Annotated in this window: 19 protein-coding genes and 1 other RNA gene; 18 read left to right on the top strand and 2 right to left on the bottom strand. The window is 40.9% G+C overall.

Annotated elements, in window-relative coordinates:
* Window positions 1–34: 34 nt before the first annotated feature.
* The 3 genes from aspS to EDD58_RS07735 all read left to right on the top strand — a co-directional run bounded on the left by aspS (window position 35) and on the right by EDD58_RS07735 (window position 2,696).
* Complete coding sequence (gene aspS, locus EDD58_RS07745) at window positions 35–1,819, top strand: aspartate--tRNA ligase (RefSeq protein ID WP_131924287.1); 1,785 nt, start codon at window positions 35–37, stop codon at window positions 1,817–1,819.
* A 71-nt stretch (window positions 1,820–1,890) separates the two neighbouring features.
* Window positions 1,891–2,065, top strand: a non-coding RNA gene (gene ssrS, locus EDD58_RS07740) — 6S RNA.
* Window positions 2,066–2,132: 67 nt separating this feature from the next.
* On the top strand, window positions 2,133–2,696 hold the full coding sequence (locus EDD58_RS07735; RefSeq protein WP_131924286.1) for a 5' nucleotidase, NT5C type: 564 nt from the start codon (window positions 2,133–2,135) through the stop codon (window positions 2,694–2,696).
* 108 nt (window positions 2,697–2,804) lie between these two features.
* Here the strand turns inward: EDD58_RS07735 and EDD58_RS07730 are convergent, their stop codons facing one another.
* Both EDD58_RS07730 and EDD58_RS07725 read right to left on the bottom strand, forming a co-directional pair.
* Complete coding sequence (locus tag EDD58_RS07730; protein ID WP_131924285.1) at window positions 2,805–3,236, bottom strand: ferritin-like domain-containing protein; 432 nt, start codon at window positions 3,234–3,236, stop codon at window positions 2,805–2,807.
* 66 nt (window positions 3,237–3,302) lie between these two features.
* Window positions 3,303–4,625 (bottom strand): AAA family ATPase, encoded by a 1,323-nt coding sequence (locus EDD58_RS07725; protein WP_131924284.1) that lies wholly within the window; start codon window positions 4,623–4,625, stop codon window positions 3,303–3,305.
* Window positions 4,626–5,212: 587 nt separating this feature from the next.
* Here EDD58_RS07725 and EDD58_RS07720 point away from each other — a divergent pair.
* From EDD58_RS07720 to mltG, 15 genes are all read left to right on the top strand, one after another.
* Window positions 5,213–5,905 (top strand): YczE/YyaS/YitT family protein, encoded by a 693-nt coding sequence (locus EDD58_RS07720; RefSeq protein WP_131924283.1) that lies wholly within the window; start codon window positions 5,213–5,215, stop codon window positions 5,903–5,905.
* Window positions 5,889–6,308, top strand: a complete 420-nt coding sequence (cymR, locus tag EDD58_RS07715) for a cysteine metabolism transcriptional regulator CymR (protein WP_131924282.1) — start codon at window positions 5,889–5,891, stop codon at window positions 6,306–6,308. The genes EDD58_RS07720 and cymR overlap by 17 nt, the downstream gene beginning before the upstream one ends.
* 14 nt (window positions 6,309–6,322) lie before the next feature.
* Window positions 6,323–7,465, top strand: a complete 1,143-nt coding sequence (locus tag EDD58_RS07710; protein WP_131924281.1) for a cysteine desulfurase family protein — start codon at window positions 6,323–6,325, stop codon at window positions 7,463–7,465.
* 23 nt (window positions 7,466–7,488) lie between these two features.
* A complete protein-coding gene (locus tag EDD58_RS07705) occupies window positions 7,489–7,971 on the top strand; it encodes a hypothetical protein (RefSeq protein ID WP_131924280.1) in 483 nt (160 codons plus the stop codon).
* A gap of 149 nt (window positions 7,972–8,120) precedes the next feature.
* Window positions 8,121–10,379 carry an SF1B family DNA helicase RecD2 gene (gene recD2 / locus EDD58_RS07700; protein WP_131924279.1) on the top strand — a complete coding sequence of 753 codons (2,259 nt, stop codon included), beginning with the start codon at window positions 8,121–8,123 and terminating at the stop codon, window positions 10,377–10,379.
* Between the two features lie 109 nt (window positions 10,380–10,488).
* A complete protein-coding gene (locus EDD58_RS07695; protein WP_131924278.1) occupies window positions 10,489–10,971 on the top strand; it encodes a PRC-barrel domain-containing protein in 483 nt (160 codons plus the stop codon).
* Window positions 10,972–10,988: 17 nt separating this feature from the next.
* Window positions 10,989–11,189, top strand: coding sequence for a hypothetical protein (locus tag EDD58_RS15120; RefSeq protein ID WP_131924277.1), 201 nt, complete (start codon window positions 10,989–10,991; stop codon window positions 11,187–11,189).
* Window positions 11,190–11,217: 28 nt separating this feature from the next.
* Window positions 11,218–11,403 (top strand): hypothetical protein, encoded by a 186-nt coding sequence (locus EDD58_RS07685; RefSeq protein ID WP_131924276.1) that lies wholly within the window; start codon window positions 11,218–11,220, stop codon window positions 11,401–11,403.
* Window positions 11,404–11,515: 112 nt separating this feature from the next.
* Window positions 11,516–12,589: an AI-2E family transporter gene (locus tag EDD58_RS07680; RefSeq protein ID WP_131924275.1), complete on the top strand. Its 1,074-nt coding sequence runs from the start codon at window positions 11,516–11,518 to the stop codon at window positions 12,587–12,589.
* 357 nt (window positions 12,590–12,946) lie between these two features.
* The gene (gene alaS / locus EDD58_RS07675; RefSeq protein WP_131924274.1) at window positions 12,947–15,571 is read left to right on the top strand and encodes an alanine--tRNA ligase; all 2,625 of its coding nucleotides are present in this window, start codon (window positions 12,947–12,949) and stop codon (window positions 15,569–15,571) included.
* Between the two features lie 84 nt (window positions 15,572–15,655).
* Window positions 15,656–15,904, top strand: coding sequence for an IreB family regulatory phosphoprotein (locus EDD58_RS07670; RefSeq protein ID WP_131924273.1), 249 nt, complete (start codon window positions 15,656–15,658; stop codon window positions 15,902–15,904).
* A gap of 13 nt (window positions 15,905–15,917) precedes the next feature.
* On the top strand, window positions 15,918–16,373 hold the full coding sequence (gene ruvX, locus EDD58_RS07665; RefSeq protein ID WP_131924272.1) for a Holliday junction resolvase RuvX: 456 nt from the start codon (window positions 15,918–15,920) through the stop codon (window positions 16,371–16,373).
* A 1-nt stretch (window position 16,374) separates the two neighbouring features.
* The gene (locus EDD58_RS07660) at window positions 16,375–16,668 is read left to right on the top strand and encodes a DUF1292 domain-containing protein (RefSeq protein ID WP_131924271.1); all 294 of its coding nucleotides are present in this window, start codon (window positions 16,375–16,377) and stop codon (window positions 16,666–16,668) included.
* 18 nt (window positions 16,669–16,686) lie between these two features.
* The gene (locus EDD58_RS07655; protein WP_131924270.1) at window positions 16,687–16,980 is read left to right on the top strand and encodes a DUF1292 domain-containing protein; all 294 of its coding nucleotides are present in this window, start codon (window positions 16,687–16,689) and stop codon (window positions 16,978–16,980) included.
* Between the two features lie 108 nt (window positions 16,981–17,088).
* Window positions 17,089–18,165, top strand: a complete 1,077-nt coding sequence (gene mltG / locus EDD58_RS07650) for an endolytic transglycosylase MltG (protein WP_165875866.1) — start codon at window positions 17,089–17,091, stop codon at window positions 18,163–18,165.
* Window positions 18,166–18,262 lie beyond the last annotated feature (97 nt).

Here is an 18,262-nt window from a genome sequence, read left to right as displayed (position 1 = left end):
GAATGGAAAATGAATTGGATGAGGTGTGATACAAATGGGGCATGGATACCGAACCCATCATGCACATGAGTGCAACAAAGAGTTGATTGGTCAAACCGTTACTTTAAATGGTTGGGTGCAAAAACAACGAAACCTAGGTGGCGTAATTTTCATCGATTTACGTGACCGGTCTGGAGTTGTCCAAGTCGTGGTCAACCCAGACTCATCTCCGGAGCTTGCTGAAATCGCTGAACAAGTACGAAGCGAATATGTACTTTCCATTACAGGAAAAGTGGTTGCTCGTTCTCCAGAAACAGTAAACCCTAAGATGGCCACAGGGGACATCGAGGTCATCAGTAAAGAAATTGACGTTTTTAACGAGGCGAAAACCCCACCCTTTTTGATTCAAGACCGGGTGGAGGTTGATGAAGCGATTCGTTTGAAGTATAGATATTTAGACTTGCGTCGACCTAAAATGCAACAAACGATGCTGATTCGTCACCGGGCGATGCAGTTGGTACGTCGTTATTTAGATCAATATGGGTTTATTGAAGTAGAAACCCCCATGTTAACGAAAAGTACTCCTGAAGGTGCTAGGGACTATTTGGTTCCGAGTCGGGTTCATAAAGGTTCTTTTTATGCACTTCCTCAGTCTCCACAACTATTTAAACAGTTGCTCATGGTAGCAGGGATGGAACGCTACTTCCAATTTGCCCGATGTTTCCGTGACGAAGACCTGCGTTCCGACCGACAACCAGAATTTACACAAATCGATATTGAAGCTTCGTTCCTTCCATTGGAAACATTTTTAACCATGATGGAAGAGATGGCGGCTCTTCTACTCAAAGAAATTATTGATGTAGAAGTGCCTACACCGTTTCAACGCATGTCTTATCAAGAGGCGATGGACCGATATGGTTCTGACAAGCCAGATTTGCGATTTGGAATGGAATTGATCAACTTATCGGAGACACTCAAAGAGACCTCATTTAAAGTATTCGCTTCCACGATCGCTAGTGGTGGACAAGTAAAGGCACTCAATGTGAAAGGATGTGCACATTGGAGCCGGAAAGAGATTGATCAGTGGGGGAAAGAGGCTGAAAAGTTAGGAGCGAAAGGTCTCGCTTGGATCGCTTTAAAAGAAGAAGGGGTTAAAGGTTCCGTAGCTAAGTTTTTATCTGAGGCGGAGATTACCTCCATCTGTCAAGCAGCCCAAGCGGAGACGGGAGACCTTCTATTTTTTGTCGCCGATCGTCCTGCGGTCGTTGCCGATGTTCTAGGAGGACTTCGTGTTCGTCTCGGTCAACAGTTAAAGCTTATTAACGAAAATGAATATCGATTTGTCTGGATCACTGAATTCCCACTCTTAGAGTACTCGGAAGAAGATGGACGGTTTTATGCTAAGCATCATCCATTTACAAGTCCGATGGAAGAAGACCTGCCATTGATGAAAACAAACCCTGAACAAGTGCGTGCGGTTGCATATGATATGGTTCTGAATGGATACGAAGTAGCTGGTGGAAGTCGTCGAATTCATCGGCGTGAAGTGCAAGAGCTCATGTTTCATGCACTAGGAATTACCCCAGAGGAAGCAAAAGAGAAGTTTGGTTTCCTTCTAGAAGCATTTGAGTATGGAGCGCCTCCGCATGGGGGAATTGCTTTTGGCTTTGACCGCTTGGTGATGTTACTAGCGGGGCGGACCAATTTACGTGAATGTATTCCATTCCCCAAAACAGCAAGTGCTAGTTGTTTAATGACACAAGCGCCATCAACGGTGGATGAAAAACAACTAGAAGAATTAAATATTGAGCTACGTAAAGACAAACGAAAAGAAAATTAATTTCTTAACTAGATAATAGTTTTACTTGCACTTTGTCTGTATATTTGATACCATAAAATCACAAACAAAAAAGAGTCCTGCGATGTTCGTGCACCTTACGTTTTGTAACCAACACATTTTCTATGGGAGCTTGAGTCATCTTTGTAAGTGGAAGCCACAGGAGTGGACCCATGATCTGAGATGTAGAGCACCCACCTGCGAGAGAGCAGGTTCAAAACCAAGGGAGCACGGCATAATGGGGCTCTTTTTTTGTATGGAGCGGACTGTTTTGGGGAATTTATAAAATGAAACCAATGATGGTAGGAGAGACAGAATGAATATCGGTGTGGATATCGATGGAACCATTAAAGACACTCACCGTGCAGCGGTACAAGTTTATAATGAAGAGCTCAATCAAACCATCGAAGTGGAAGATGTACCAGAGTTTTATCTAGATCGAGCTTATAGGTTAACACGCCAGGAAGGTGCCAAGATGTGGCGGAAACTAGAGGAAAAAATCTACACATTAGGTCTTCCTTTACCCCATGCATCAGAGGTTCTCAATGAGCTAGTAGAGAGTGGGCACAAAGTATTTTTTATTACTGCACGTCCAGGAATGAGAAATTTACGTAAAGTGACCATCGACTGGTTACAAAAGCATGAGTTTCCTTACACAGGTAGGAATTTGGTAATGAGTGCTCAAGATAAAGCAAAAGTCGCTAATGAGATTGGAATTGACCTTTTTTTTGAAGATGCACCCAAACATTTAGAAAATTTATGTAAGAATCGGATCCCTACAGTGATTGTCGATGCTTCTTATAATCGTGATTTCCCCATTCCTTTAAAAAGAATTACAGATTGGCGTCAAGTGCATGAGATAATCTCGAAACATTCATAGCGGTTATATGTAAAAACCCCCCTTACAAAGAGAAAGGGGGGTTTTGGGTCTATGGAGAGACTTGAAGGTGAGAAAGCTAACCATTCTTGGTGAGAGTTTTTTTCTTGTCTACAGTCGAGGGTCAGCTAACAAACGCTGGATCTCTTCCTTGTGCTTGGTTTCATCAGCGATAAAGTCTTCTAGTTTTATTTTTAACTCAAGATCCCGCACAGCCTCCGCTTGTTCAATTCGTTGAGTATACCTCTGGATCGTATCTATTTCGGCTTGTAAAGTAGCTTCGAGCATCTCCTTTACATTCCGTAGGGAAGAGATGGGTTTCGATTCAACCTTTGGTTCACCGCCCAAAGAAGCAATTTTCTCTGAAAGGTATTGGGAATGAGTCATTTCATCGTTGGCTTCATTTAAGAAGAAATCTTTCAGTGTTAACCGAGCTAATCCCGACACCACCGCCGCATTGTAGATATATTGATGAACGGCTGTTAGTTCATAGCTAAGGTCTTCATTGAGACCATCAATCAAATTTTTCATTTGCGGATCCATTCGTACACTCTCCTTTAAGTATTTTTTCTTAATTTGCCCTAAAGGAGTGTTCAAATACATCGATCATTATTTATCTTTCTTGACCCAACGAATAAATTCTTGTAGTTTTTGTTCATAGCCAATGGTAGTTGGATGGTAAAATGTTTTCCCTACATGTTCATCCGGAAGGTATTGTTGCTTAATATAACCACGTGGATAATCATGAGGATATAAATATCCTTTGCCTCTCCCTTGTTCTTTAGCTCCTTTAAAATGGGCATCACGAAGATGGGGAGGAACTTCCGCATTTCTTTCCGATTTGACAGCAGCTAGTGCCTCATTGATACCTCTGTAAGCCGCATTACTCTTAGGAGCTGTAGCTAAATAAATCACCGCTTCGGCTAAGGGGATTTGAGCTTCAGGGAGTCCAATATAGTCAACGGCATGAGCAGCCGCAGAGGCGATTAATAAAGCTCGGGGGTCTGCCATTCCCACGTCTTCAGCAGCATGAATAAAAATTCGTCGAGCAATGAACCGAGGATCTTCACCTGCGAGGATCATTTTTGCTAGATAGTAGAGGGCTGCATCAGGATCAGAGCCACGTATACTTTTGATAAAAGCTGAGATTGTATCATAGTGCTGATCCCCATTTTTATCATAGCGAATTATTTTCTTTTGAATGGATTCTTCAGCCACTTCTAAAGTGATTTTTCGAATACCCTCTTCATTGGGTGGCGTTGTAAGAACGGCTAACTCCAAAGCATTTAGCGCATTTCGACTATCTCCATTTGCGATCTGAACAAGATGATCTAAAGCTTCTGGTGTTAGCTCTCCTTGATACTCTCCTAATCCTCTGTCTCGGTCTTCTAATGCACGTAGAAGGATCTGTTTCATTTCTTCATCGCTTAATGTTTGTAAAGAAAAAAGCCTTGAACGAGAGAGAAGGGCTGCATTTACTTCAAAGGAAGGATTCTCAGTCGTAGCCCCGATGAAGATCATGGTTCCATCCTCCACATAGGGAAGTAAGGCATCTTGTTGGGAACGGTTAAACCGATGAATTTCATCGATAAACAGAACCGTTCTTTGTCCATACATTCCCAACCGATCTTTTGCTTCTTGCACAATGCGTCTCAAATCTGCAACACCTGCAGTGACTGCATTTAATTTTTCAAAATAGGCTTCTGTGGAATTGGCAATCACTTGAGCAAGTGTGGTTTTTCCCGTGCCAGGAGGACCATGAAAAATCATGGATGTTAATTGATCAGCTTCGATGGCTCGTCGTAAGAGTCTTCCAGACCCAATGATATGAGATTGACCGATTACTTCATCTAAGTGGCGAGGACGCATGCGAGCTGCTAAGGGTGCCTTTGTTTCTCGTTCTTTTTCCATTCCAAATTCAAATAAGTCCAATGTACATCCCTCTTATTGATAGATAGTGAAAATATAAGCAGACTCAGTGATCGATGATTTCATGATTTTAAGCATTACTTTTATTTGAATCTCATAGTTAACAAAAAAATGTATTGTTTAGCTTTCCTGTACTATTGTAACATGTCTCCTTACACCTTGAGATTTATCGTGAAGTGCAATAATTCGATGATTTGAGTGGGTGGTTCATTGATGAAAGTTTGCAAAAAAAGTTTATCGTGAATGAAAAAAGTGGAAATGGATATGAGGGTTTTTCTGATAATTATATTTTTGTTAAATGGTTTTATTTATAAGAGGGGATTAGTAAAAGTGGGCAATAGGAATTTATGTATATTTGTAAGGAGTCAGTTATTTTGAGTTGCCAAGGTGATGTTGTTTTTTCATCCAACAAAATTAACAATCTATATTTAATCAGAAAATGTTCTGTTCGCAAAGATTCATCCTGTGATAAACTGACTACAAACCGTAGAAAATGTTGCATAAATTGTATGGTTTTAAAAAATAGTAACACTCCTCATGTGGCGGATTGAACCTAAAATATAATATAAATAATAAGTAGGTTTTTTATCATGAGTAAAAGAAAAAAATGGGTGAATTGGTTTATAGGGGGCTTTTCAAAAAGTTCAGGGGATTTTTGGTATCGTTTTTCATTTTTTATATTCGGGCTATGGATCATGGCTTTAGGGACCGTTTGTACCATTCAAGCGAATTTGGGAGTGGCCCCATGGGAAGTGTTACATATCGGTCTAGCAAAGATCACTCCTTTATCCATCGGTTTTTGGACAATCGCGATTGGAGTTTTGATTGTTGCTTGTACCTGTATACTGAATCGTCAATTTCCACGTGTTGGGGCGATTCTCAATATGTTACTCTTTGGAATTTTTATTGATATTATTATGTTTTTTGATTTTATTCCTATGGCTAATCAGTGGTGGTCTCAAGGAGTTTTACTTGTTATAGGCATAGGTTTGATCGCAGTGGGAATTGGACTTTATATTGCACCTGAAGCTGGAGCTGGTCCAAGAGATGGTTTAGTGATTGAACTCTCCTCACGCTTTGGCTGGTCGATCCGTAGTGTTCGTACTATAATGGAGTTAATTGTTGGTAGCATCGGCTGGTTTTTGGGTGGACCTGTACACATCGGTACCCTCTTTTTTGGGTTTTTAGCAGGTCCCTTGATGCAAGTCTCGATTCAATATAGTCAACGTTTGTTGCAATTGCTTTTGAAAAGAGGTGTCAATTCGGTTGAAAATTTCGACTAAAGGTCGCTATGGTCTCACAATCATGATGGATTTAGCATGTCGATATGGACAAGGACCGATTCCGCTCAAAAGTGTAGCAGAACGACATGGTCTTTCTGAACATTATTTGGAACAGCTAATCGCTCCTTTAAGAAATGCAGGGTTAGTGCGAAGTGTGCGTGGAGCTTATGGGGGATACAAGCTGGCTAAGCCGCCAGAAGGAATTACGGCTGGGGACATTATTCGTGTGTTAGAAGGTCCGATCAGTCCAGTTGAATTTACTGAAGAAGAGGATCCAGCTCGTAGGGATTTATGGAGAAGGATTCGTGATTCGATTGCAGAGGTGTTAGATTCCACTTCTTTAGCTTCTCTGATCAATTTTGAATATGATGGGAACAATGAGAACTATATGTTTTATATTTAGCGGAGGAGTGGGCTATGGCAATTTATTTGGATCATGCTGCTACTACACCGATTCGTCCTGAAGTAAAAAAAGCAATGCTTCCATTTTTAGACGAGGCATTTGGTAATCCTTCTAGTATTCATCAGTATGGAAGGACAGTTCGTACTGCTATTGATCAAGCAAGACAGGAGATTGCCCATGCTCTTCACACAGAACCAGGACAAATCACCTTTACAAGTGGAGGAACGGAAGCAGATAATTTAGCGATCATGGGTGTGGCTACAGCATGTTTGGAAGAAGGAAAAAATCATATTATTACTTCGGAGATTGAACACCATGCGGTTCTAGATACTTGTAAATATATGGAAAGGGTCGGGTTTGAAGTCACTTATCTTCCCGTAGATCATACAGGAATGATTTCTATAGATGAATTAAAAAAGGCAACACGTCCTAACACGTGTCTCATCTCGATTATGACTGGAAACAATGAAGTAGGTACTTTACAACCGATTGAAGAAATGGGTCAATGGGCTCAGGAGCAACAGATTTATTTTCATACAGATGCTGTTCAAGCCTTTGGTGTAGAGGAATTGGATCTTCGTACACTTCCTGTTGACTTGCTCTCTCTTTCTAGCCACAAAATTAATGGACCCAAAGGTGTAGGTGCTTTGTACCAATCGAAAAGAGTTCGCATCATCCCGCGAAATTTTGGTGGTGCACAGGAGCGAAGACGCCGTCCTGGGACAGAAAATGTCATCGGAATCGTAGGGTTTGGAAAAGCCACAGAGCTGGCAATGGAAGAAAGAGAAGAACATAAACGATTTTTGCTTCATTTACGCCATACGTTACTTGCAGAATTGAAAAGAGAAAAGGTAAACTTTGTTATAAACGGACATCCAGAACGTTTTTTACCCCATATCCTCAATCTTAGTTTCCCCGGAACAGACTCAGAAACGTTATTGATGAACTATGATATAGCTGATATTGCTTGTGCAAGTGGCTCTGCGTGTACGTCTGGGACCTTAGAAGTCTCACATGTATTAAAAGCGATGCAACTCAGTGAGGAAATTACCCGATCAGCGATTCGTTTTAGTTTTGGACGTGGGAATACAGTGGAACAAATGAGAGGGGTAGCAAAAAAGACGGCTGAGATTGTCCGTAGATTGACGACGGTTTAGTGAGAGAGAAAGGAAGATGAGTCGTGAATCTAGGTAATTTTAAGCAAATGGATGAATGGGAAGATGAATTAGATAACATTAATTGGAAAGAGATGTTAAGTGATATTGATCAGGCTTTAATGGACAATCTTGCTGCAGAACTTGGCTTTCCATCTTTTGAACGATTAGAACAAGCTTCTAGATTGATTGTGGATCAGTTTTATGTTACTCACCTTTCTGATGGACGTTGGGCTTGGTGGAATCCACGTCTCTATGCTCAGGAAGATCCTTACTTTTTTGCTGACGTTTACGAGGTGATGAACTATATCGCCTATACTTTACAGTTAAGTAAAACACAATTAGATCTTTTACATGATGGATTATTACGACTGACTCAAACGAAACAGTGTAAACACTGTGAGTTTGAATTTAATCCGATGGCTCCATTCCGGAGAGAGTGGGATCCTCGTCAAGAGTGGGGATCGTTTTGTTCACCTGAGTGTGTAACCGAATATGGAAATGACTGAGAAAAGTAAGTTTGTAGAGAATGACCCTTCTAATGGGGTCATTTTTCTACTTTCCTTTTCTTCATGATTGATAGGATTACTCTTTCATATAACTGATCAGAAAATGTTTTTGTTTAAGTTTTAAATGTAGACGGGTGGGTGTACACGAAATGACTCAAACCCAAATTGACTTATTTGCTGAGAGCTTTATTAAAGGTTCATTTACCCAAGAGATTTTTTATAATGAAGAGAATGGTTATGGCGTCTTTTTGTTACAGGTTGAAGAGGCTTCTGAACCGATCAAGGAAGAAGCTGTTACTGTTGTAGGACATTTGTTACGACCACACACGGATGAAATCTACACCTGTTATGGCGAATGGAGAGAGCATCCGAAGTTTGGGAAACAATTTCATGTGCAGGCTGTAAAAAAAGAACTCCCTCAGTCGCGTGAAGCGATTATTAAATATTTGTCGAGTGGGCTATTTGAAGGAGTTGGCAAAAAAACGGCCGAAAAGATTGTTGACCAATTAGGGACGAAAGCTTTGGACCAGATTGCACAAAATCCGGATATCTTAACAGAAATTAAAGGGATTTCAAAGAGCCGGGCGCAAACCATTGCCGATAGCTTGCATGAGCATCATGCTCTTGAACAGGCGATGGTATATCTATATGAATTTGGATTGGGTCCCCAATTAGCTTTAAAAATCGTTCAGTTATACAAATATCAAACCATCGCGATCCTGAAGGAAAATCCGTATCGTTTGATCGATGATGTGGATGGAATTGGGTTTCGACGTGCGGATGAAATGGCTCGTCAACAGGGATTAAAAGAAGATGCTCCTGAGCGGTTTCAGGCAGCTGTTTTATATGCGATGAAAGAAGCTTCTTATTCACATGGACATGTGTTTCTTACCTATATACAGTTAAATGAGCAAGTAAATCAGTTATTAGGAAGTCAAGCCAGCCAGCTTTACTTAGAGGAAGTTCGTCAACAATGTTTGGAGCAGATGGAAGAAGACGAACGAATTATGATTGAAGAGGAGCTTTATTTTTTACCTACTCTGTACTATTCGGAATACGGTTTGGCAAAACGAGTAAAAGAATGCTTGGAAGAGAAAGTGGAAAGTGACTTTCCAGTGGCGGAGCTATATCGAGTGATTGGGGAGATGGAAGAAAAGTGGCAGGTTTCTTATGCGGACCAACAAAGAGAAGCGATGATTACTGCTTTATCTTCCTCCTTGATGATCTTAACAGGGGGGCCTGGAACAGGGAAAACGACAGTTATTCGAGGGATTTGCCAGTTATTTGCTACGTTGCATGAATGTTCTCTGGATCCTGAAGAGTATGAGGGGACAGAGACTCCATTCCCTATTCGCTTAGTAGCACCCACAGGACGGGCAGCTAAACGAATGTCTGAGTCAACAGGATTGCCAGCGATGACGATTCATCGTCTTCTAGGGTGGAAGGGTGAGTTTTTTGAGCACCATTCTGATCACCCGATCACGGGTTCTCTCTTGATTGTGGATGAGGTCTCGATGCTGGATATCTGGCTAGCGAATCAATTATTTCGAGCCATCCCCAAAGGAATGCAAGTGATTTTGGTTGGTGATCAGGATCAGTTACCCTCAGTTGGACCTGGACAAGTGTTACATCATTTATTACAGGTAGAGCAAATCAAGCGAGTTGAGTTAACTGAAATTTTCCGGCAAGGAGAAGGTTCCTCCATCATCCAACTCGCCCACGAAATAAAAAAAGGAAAATCTCCTAATGACTTACTAACTCGATATCCAGATCGTCGTTTTTTTCCTTGCCAACGAGATCAAACGATTTCGATTATCATGCAAACTTTTACAAGTGCGATCCAGCGGGGATATACTTTGTTTGATGTTCAAGTCTTAGCGCCAATCTATAAAGGGCCAGCTGGAGTGGAGAAAATCAATCAAGAAATCCAACAAGTGATTAATCCCCAAGCACCAGATAAAAAAGAGATTTCTTGGGGAGATGGGATCTTCCGTTTTGGAGATAAGGTGTTACAGTTACAAAATCACCCGGAGCAACCCGTTTACAATGGAGATATGGGAGTCATTTCTGCCATTGATGAGAAGGCAAGTTCAGAGCAACCCGTTTTATGGGTTCAATATGATCGATTAGAAGTCCCTTATAAACGAAGCCAGCTTTCACAAATTTCTCTTGCCTATGCTTGTTCCGTTCATAAAGCCCAAGGCTCAGAATTTGAAATCGTTATCTTTCCAGTTTTACATGCATATCGGCGCATGTTACAAAGAAATTTAATCTACACAGGTATTACACGAAGCAAATCTTACCTAATCATGTGCGGTGAACCTCAAGCCCTAGAAGCAGGACTTACCAATCAACGGGGTGAAGAACGGAATTGTCGGCTCAAAGATTTAATTCTTGAAGATTGGTAAATAAGTGAAGTGGAAATGGAAAGAAGTCACCTACATGCCTCTCTGTCGCCAGCTCATAATAAGAGTAGCGAAGGGAGGCTGATTTCCTTTGCAAAGATCCCAAGAAGTGATGGGTCTTCCCATTATGGTCCTTTCATCGGGCGAAAAGCTTGGAACCGTAGCTGATTTACTGTTTGATTACACTCAACATTTTCGAGGGATTTTATTGGAGACAGGGCTGGTTTTTAAAAGTAGAAAGTATATTCCTACAGATCACATCACCGCAATTGGAAAAGATGCAGTGATTGTCGAGAACGAAGATGTCATCCTTCCTTTTGATACTGAAGCGGAAAGCTGGATGGGAATGGTCTCAGGGGCTCGAAAGCTAAAAGGGTGTCCTATTTTACTGTCAAATGGATGCGAGATGGGCATGATTGAAAATGTCTATTTTCTGGAAGAAATGGGAACTCTGATAGGGTACGAACTCTCGGATGGAATGATTAGCGATTTGAGCCAAGGACGTAAAATGTTAAAAACTTCTGACCCTCTCATCTGGGGAAAAGATTGTATTATCGCTTCCGCTGATCATGTTGAAATCAAAGATGCAAGGTAAAGGAAGGGAAAATTGGCATGCTTCGTTGCCCAAATTGTAATTCGCATGACCTGGGAAAAGTAGGAACTAGCCAGCTCTATTGTTGGCAATGTTTTGTTGAAATCACCATCGAAAATGACCAAATCTCCTCGGTATACCAGGTGGAAGAAGATGGGAGCCTAAGTTCACTCAATGATCTTTTTCTAGATGACGATCCTCATCCTCATTATATGGTTTGACCATTTGCCAAAGGAGGAGTGAGTCTTGATGAATCGCCAAACGATCTATACTATGCTTGCTGGTGGAGCTGCTCTTTTTTTAGCAAGCATGCTATTTCGAACCAATGGCAGAACACGAGCAATGAGAGCTTTACGTAGGTCTTATTATACGAGTCGCTCATTTCTTAATGTTCTGGGCAAACAGATGATGCGTCGTTTCCAAACAGCAAGATAATCCCTTTTTTCCTCTGGATTTATACAGTCCAGAGGTTTTTTTGTAGACATAAAAACGGCTTGATTTTCGTATCTTATGGATAAGCTATGTCTGAAGGGTGGAGGTGCTAAGAGTGGAACAGTGGAAAGAGTCCAAGGCTTTGACCCGATCTTTACTCATTTTGATCGTTTTGGCCATATTATTTCTACTGACACAGATGAGCCCTTACATTCGTTGGATCATCAGTTTTATCAAGTCTGTAGTGGGCCCTTTTTTTGTAGCGATGATTATCTCCTATTTACTAAATCCAATTGTTAACTTACTAAGTCAACGGACTGTTCCACGTTCAATCGCCGTTTTACTCATTTATTCATTATTTATTCTTTCAATGATCACTTTGGTGATGAACATGGTTCCTCATCTTGAAGAACAACTTTATGAGTTGGCAGAGCACTTACCCCAGTGGAATGAAAAAATTCAAAATATGATTCAAGAATATAATGATCATGGAAAAGATATGCTACCGATCGGGATTCAAGCCGGAATTGAGAAATCATTGGTTCGTGTTGAGCAAGGGATTGGTGATATGGTAGGAAATATGATGGGTGGAATCGGCACGACCATCAATCAAATTTTTTTGGTTTTTATTATCCCGTTTCTTGCTTTTTACATGATGAAAGATGCGCAAAGTATTGAGCGCTCCGTAGTGACTTTGCTTCCAGGGGAAAAAAGACGGGGTCTCATTCGATTGATGCGTGATATGGATCATGCGCTTGGAAACTATATACGTGGACAATTACTTGTCTGTATAGTGGTGGGATTATTAGCTTATGTGGGGTATCTGATCATTGGAATCCCTTATGCTTTATTATTGGCAGGCTTAGTCAGTGTTTTCAATGTGATTCCTTATTTGGGTCCTATTTTTGGTGCGATTCCAGCAATTTTAGTTGCCTTAGGAGAATCGAAAGAAATGGTGATTGCGGTCATCATTGTCAATTTTATCGTGCAAATATTGGAAGGAAATGTGATTTCACCCCAGATTGTGGGGCGAACGCTTCATATGCATCCGTTGATGATTATTTTTGCATTATTGGTTGGAGGAGAAATGGGTGGGATTATTGGATTACTACTAGCTGTTCCTTTTTTTGCGATGGGAAAAGTGGTGATCGAACATCTAGTTGCTCATTATGCTCATCATAAGGTTTGAATCTTGCCTTTTCTCCCTGTATAATGTATTTTGTAAATAAAGATGAATAACATCTAAACATGTTGATGGAATCGAACTGAACCAAGTCTCCGTCAGAGAGGAAAACTCATCGGCTGAAAAGTTTTCTCGGAATGACTGATCAGTGGCCAATTCTGGAGTGCAGCTAATCCCTGCCGGTGTTTCACGCACCGTTATCCTATGTATGAGGTGACCTCTGTCTACAACCAACAGGTGATATAGATAGCGGTAATCAGGGTGGTACCGCGGGAAACCTTCTCGTCCCTATTTGATGGGGATGAGAAGGTTTTTTTGATGTCTGCACAATGAACGTTAGATACAGGTAAAGGAGGATTTTTTATGAAATCGGCTGACATTCGTCGCAAATTTATTGAGTTTTTCGTGGAAAAAGGGCATAAAGTGGAACCAAGTGCTTCACTGGTGCCAGTCGAAGACCCTTCCTTATTGTGGATTAATAGCGGTGTTGCAACTTTAAAGAAATACTTTGATGGTCGACTAACACCCGAAAATCCACGGATTGTAAACTCCCAAAAGGCGATTCGGACCAATGATATTGAAAATGTAGGTTACACAGCACGTCACCATACCTTCTTTGAGATGCTGGGAAATTTCTCCGTTGGAGATTATTTTAAAGAAGAATCCATTGTGTGGGCATGGGAATTTCTTACGAGCCCCAAATGGATGGGGCTTGATCCAGAGCGTCTATCAGTCACCATTCATCCTGAAGATGATGAAGCCTATCAGGTGTGGAGTGAGAAAATAGGCATTCCAGTTGAACGGATTGTCAAATTAGAAGAGAACTTCTGGGATATTGGTGAAGGACCCAGTGGTCCCAACAGTGAAATTTTCTATGATCGTGGAGAATCTTTTGGGGATCAATCCGACCCGGAATGCTTTCCAGGTGGGGAGAATGAACGATATCTAGAAATTTGGAACTTGGTTTTCTCCCAATTCAATCATAATGCAGATGGATCATATACTCCCCTACCCAAGAAAAATATTGACACGGGAATGGGACTTGAGCGGATGGCTTCTATATTACAAGATGTTCCTACCAACTATGATACCGACTTGTTCCAACCAACCATTCAAGAAATTTGTAAAAAAGCAGGAGTCGAGTACAATAAAGATCCTGAAACAGACACGGCTTTAAAAGTGATTGCTGATCATGTTCGGACGATTGTATTTGCAGTGGGGGATGGAGTTCTTCCTTCGAATGAAGGTCGAGGTTATGTCCTGCGTCGTTTATTACGCAGAGCTGTTCGTTATGGACGAAAGTTAGGGATTGAACGCCCATTCTTGTATGAACTGACGGGAATTGTTGCAACCATCATGAAGGATTATTACCCAGAGCCTGTTGAAAAGCAGGAATTTATTGAACGAGTGATTCAGGGGGAAGAAGAACGCTTCTTAGAAACCCTAGCTGATGGTCTACGAATCTTAGAAGATCTTGTGCATCATGCACAAAATGAAGGTCGCAAGTCGATCACAGGAAAAGAAGCATTTAAGTTATACGACACGTATGGATTCCCTGTTGATCTCACAGAGGACTTTGCTAGAGAACATGGCATGTCCGTAGATCATGAACACTTTCAACAAGAAATGGAAGCCCAACGTGAACGTGCACGGATGGCTCGTCATGAAACTGAAAGTATGAAGATCCAAGGGGGAGCCCTTGCTGACCTAAATGTGTCTACCCAGTTTGTCGGCTATTCGGAGCTCGCTACAGAAACCAAGGTTGCCGCAATCATTGTGGATGAGCAATTGGTGGATATTCTTGGTGAAGGAAACAAAGGCTTCATCGTTCTTGAAGAGACTCCATTCTATGCAGAGAGTGGCGGTCAAGTTGCTGATAAAGGATTCATTTCTTCTGATTCAGTAATGCTAAAAGTAGAAGACGTTAAAAAAGGTCCACATGGCGAGCATATTCATACTGTAACAGTAGAGAAAGGCACGATTCGTCAGGGTGAAAAAGTAACTGCAATGATTGATCAGGAGTTACGGGGCGAAACCATCAAAAATCACACAGCCACTCACCTTTTACACCAAGCGTTAAAAGAAGTTCTAGGTTCTCATGTGAATCAAGCTGGTTCATTAGTTGCACCCGATCGATTCCGTTTTGACTTCTCTCACATTGAGGCGATGACGGAAGAAGAGATTCGAGAAGTTGAACAGCGTGTAAATGAACAAATATGGGTAAATACTAAAGTCGAAACCATGATTAAACCATTAGCTGAGGCCAAAGAGATGGGGGCAATGGCTTTATTTGGGGAGAAATATGGTGAAGTGGTTCGAGTGGTTCGTGTAGGCAACTACAGTATAGAGCTATGTGGTGGAACCCATGTTCATAGCACTGGAGAGATTGGTTTATTTAAGATTCTCAGTGAGAGTGGGATTGGTTCAGGTGTGAGACGAATTGAAGCTGCGACAGGAAAACGTGCCTTTGCTTACTTTGATGAGCAAGTACAAATGTTACATCAAGCAGTTCAACTCGTGAAAGCTCACCCACAGGATTTAACTGATCGGATTGCTCAATATCAGGATCGAATCAAAGAACTATCTCGCGAAAATGAATCCCTTCACTCTAAGCTAAATCGATTAGCTGCCTCTGATTTATTAAGTCAAGTTCAAAAAGTTGCAGATGTTCCGTTACTCACAGCCATCGTAGAGGTCAATGAAATGGAACAGCTACGTTCGATGATGGATGATCTGAGACAGAAAATGCAGGAAGGTGTGATCGTCCTTGGAGCTGTAGCTGATGAAAAAGTACAATTATTGGCTTCTGTTTCCCCCGATTTTGTAAAAAAAGGACTTCATGCTGGAAAGTTGATTAAAGAAGTGGCTAAAGTTTGTGGTGGTGGTGGTGGGGGGCGTCCTGAACTGGCACAAGCGGGGGGCAAAAAAACGGATCGTTTACCAGAGGCACTTTCCTTAGTAAGTGAGTGGATTCCGAATCAATTGTAAAGTACAATAAAAAGAGGAATACTAGTAAGTAAGGCGAAATTAAAATTTTAGCTGATCATCCAAAGAGAGGTTGTGAGATCATCCATGGATGAAACAATGAAGTTTAAGTTTCGGGGCGATCAGGAAACCAATCCCAAGGAAGTGTTGATTCTCATTTATGATGCTTTAAAAGAGAAAGGTTATAATCCGATCAATCAAATTGTTGGATATCTCATCTCGGGTGATCCCGCTTATATTCCTCGTCATAACAATGCTCGGACTCTCATTCGTAAGCTGGAGCGGGATGAGCTTGTAGAAGAATTGGTTAAGGCTTATCTGGAACCAGACAGCTAGAAAGGAATTCAACATGAGTTTGAATGATTTATCATCATCAGATTTAAGTGCTTCTGCACGGATCTTAGGACTAGATTTCGGTGAAAGAAGAATCGGTGTAGCAGTCAGTGACTCCTTGGGCTGGACAGCTCAGGGAGTCGAAGTTATAGACCGCAAATTAGATAACTGGTATAGCCACTTAGACCGATTGATTGCTGAATATCAAATTGGGGAAATTGTCGTTGGTTTCCCTCGAAATATGAATGGGACGGTTGGCCCCAAAGGTGAAGCATGTCAACAATGGGCCAAAGAATTAGAAGAACGTTATTCCTTACCCGTTCATTTATGGGACGAGCGATTATCAACCATGGCCGCAGAACGTACCCTCATTGATGCAGATGTGAGTCGTAAAAAACGGAAAAAAGTCATCGATCGACTTGCAGCATCATGGATTTTACAAGGATATTTAGATGCAAAAAGGAGAACGTAACATGTCAGATCAACAAAACCAAGATTTGGATCCATTTTTCTATATCCCTAATGAAGAGGGAGTAGATGAGAAGTTTGAAGTCTTATATGAATTTGATGTAGAGGATACTGGTTATCACTACATACTTCTAGTACCAGCGATTGAAGAAGGCGAAGAAGAGACTGAAGAAGTTGAAGTGTACCCCATTAAATTTAAACTGGGTGAAGAAGAGCCTGTTTATGAGATCATCGAAAGTGATGAAGAATGGGCTATGATCGAAGAAGTACTTCATACTTTAGAAGAGGAAGACTTTTAATCATCACAGGTAAAACCTATGACTGATTTAAACCAACCTTTAGCTAAAGAAGTGAAGATTCTTCGTAGTCAGATCTCGCCTGGTGATTTTTTTCTTCGTACATCAACGGATGGTGAAGAGAAGTATTCTGTGCTTCATGAAGTTGAATTAGATGGTCAACATTATGCAGTGATGCATAAACAGAAAGATGATCCTAATGACGTTTATCTATTTCGCATCAATGAGGGCTTAGCCGAAGAAGTTGATGAAGATGATGAATGGGAACGGGTTGCAGAAGCTGTGGACGAAATGTTATATTTTTATGACTCTTAGTCTAAAACGGGGAGAATTCCCCGTTATTTTTTTAATAAACTATGCTAACATAGAAGGGTGTTTGTACAAGTACAGTAGATCTAGATGTCAGAGAGGGAGTCACAGTTAATGAAATGGATTTGGCGTATCATCTTCACATTGCTTCTGCTCGCTGGATGGGGCGCACTCGCTTATATGTACGCCAATTACACCCTTGAATCACCGCCCAGAGATGAAGTGGTGACAGTGGAAATCCAGCCTAAAACATCAATCAAAGAGATTGGGAATCTGTTAGAGAAACAAAAACTGATTCGCAAATCAACTTTCTTCCAATATTACGTAGGATACTATGACAAAACCAATTTGCAAGCGGGTATTTATGATATTCAACCGACGGATTCATTAGACGATATGTTGCAAAAATTCTCAAAAGGAAGCCAGGATTTAGTTCGTGTAACAATTCCTGAGGGTCATAACGTTTTACAAATTGCCGAAGTATTGGAAAAAAAGGGTTATGATGGAGAGGGTTTTCTTCAGGCATTAAAAGATCGCAAAGCAAAGTATCCGTTTGAACAGAAAATTGGAGAAAATAAAGAACGATATTATCGTTTAGAAGGTTATTTATTTCCAAGTACATATCAGTTCCGCAAAGATGAAAAACCGGAAGCGATCGTTGATGCGATGCTGGGTCAATTTCAAAAACAAGTGGATCAACTTGAAGCTGAGAAATCCTTTGCTGGTTTTCCATATTTAGAAGGCATGGATATGGATCAGTGGGTGACTGTTGCTTCGATGGTTGAAGAAGAGAGTCAGGCTGAACAAGAATATTCAAAGATTGCAGGAGTTATTTACAATCGCTTGAATGGAAGTGCAGATGATCAAAAACTACGTATTGATGCGACTGTTGCATTTGCCGGAGAGATGCAAGGAAAAAAAGGTGTGAGATCCAATATCCATAATGAACGTAAACTATCTAACCCTTACAACTCATATCTGAATCGAGGACTACCTCCAGGACCGATCGCCAATCCGGGTGCCAAAGCTTTAAGAGCTGCATTAAACCCTGATCAGCATAAGTATAAGTATTATGTGACGAAAAGTGACTGTACAAATGAGCATTATTTTTCAGAAACCTATACACAACATAATAAATATATTCAACAAAGCAATCTCAATGCCCGAAATATTAAATGTGATGCTAAGTAATTGATGATTACGATGAGTCGCGGGCTGATGGATTGTTTTAAAGTGTTAATATCATACTATGTTTATTGTATAAAATCATTTTAAAAAAGGCAATTTC

Source organism: Hazenella coriacea, assembly GCF_004341825.1.
Classification (GTDB): Bacteria; Bacillota; Bacilli; order Thermoactinomycetales; family Thermoactinomycetaceae; genus Hazenella; species Hazenella coriacea.
Note: the sequence above shows the minus strand (reverse complement) of the source record. Positions and strands in the feature narration are given on the sequence as shown.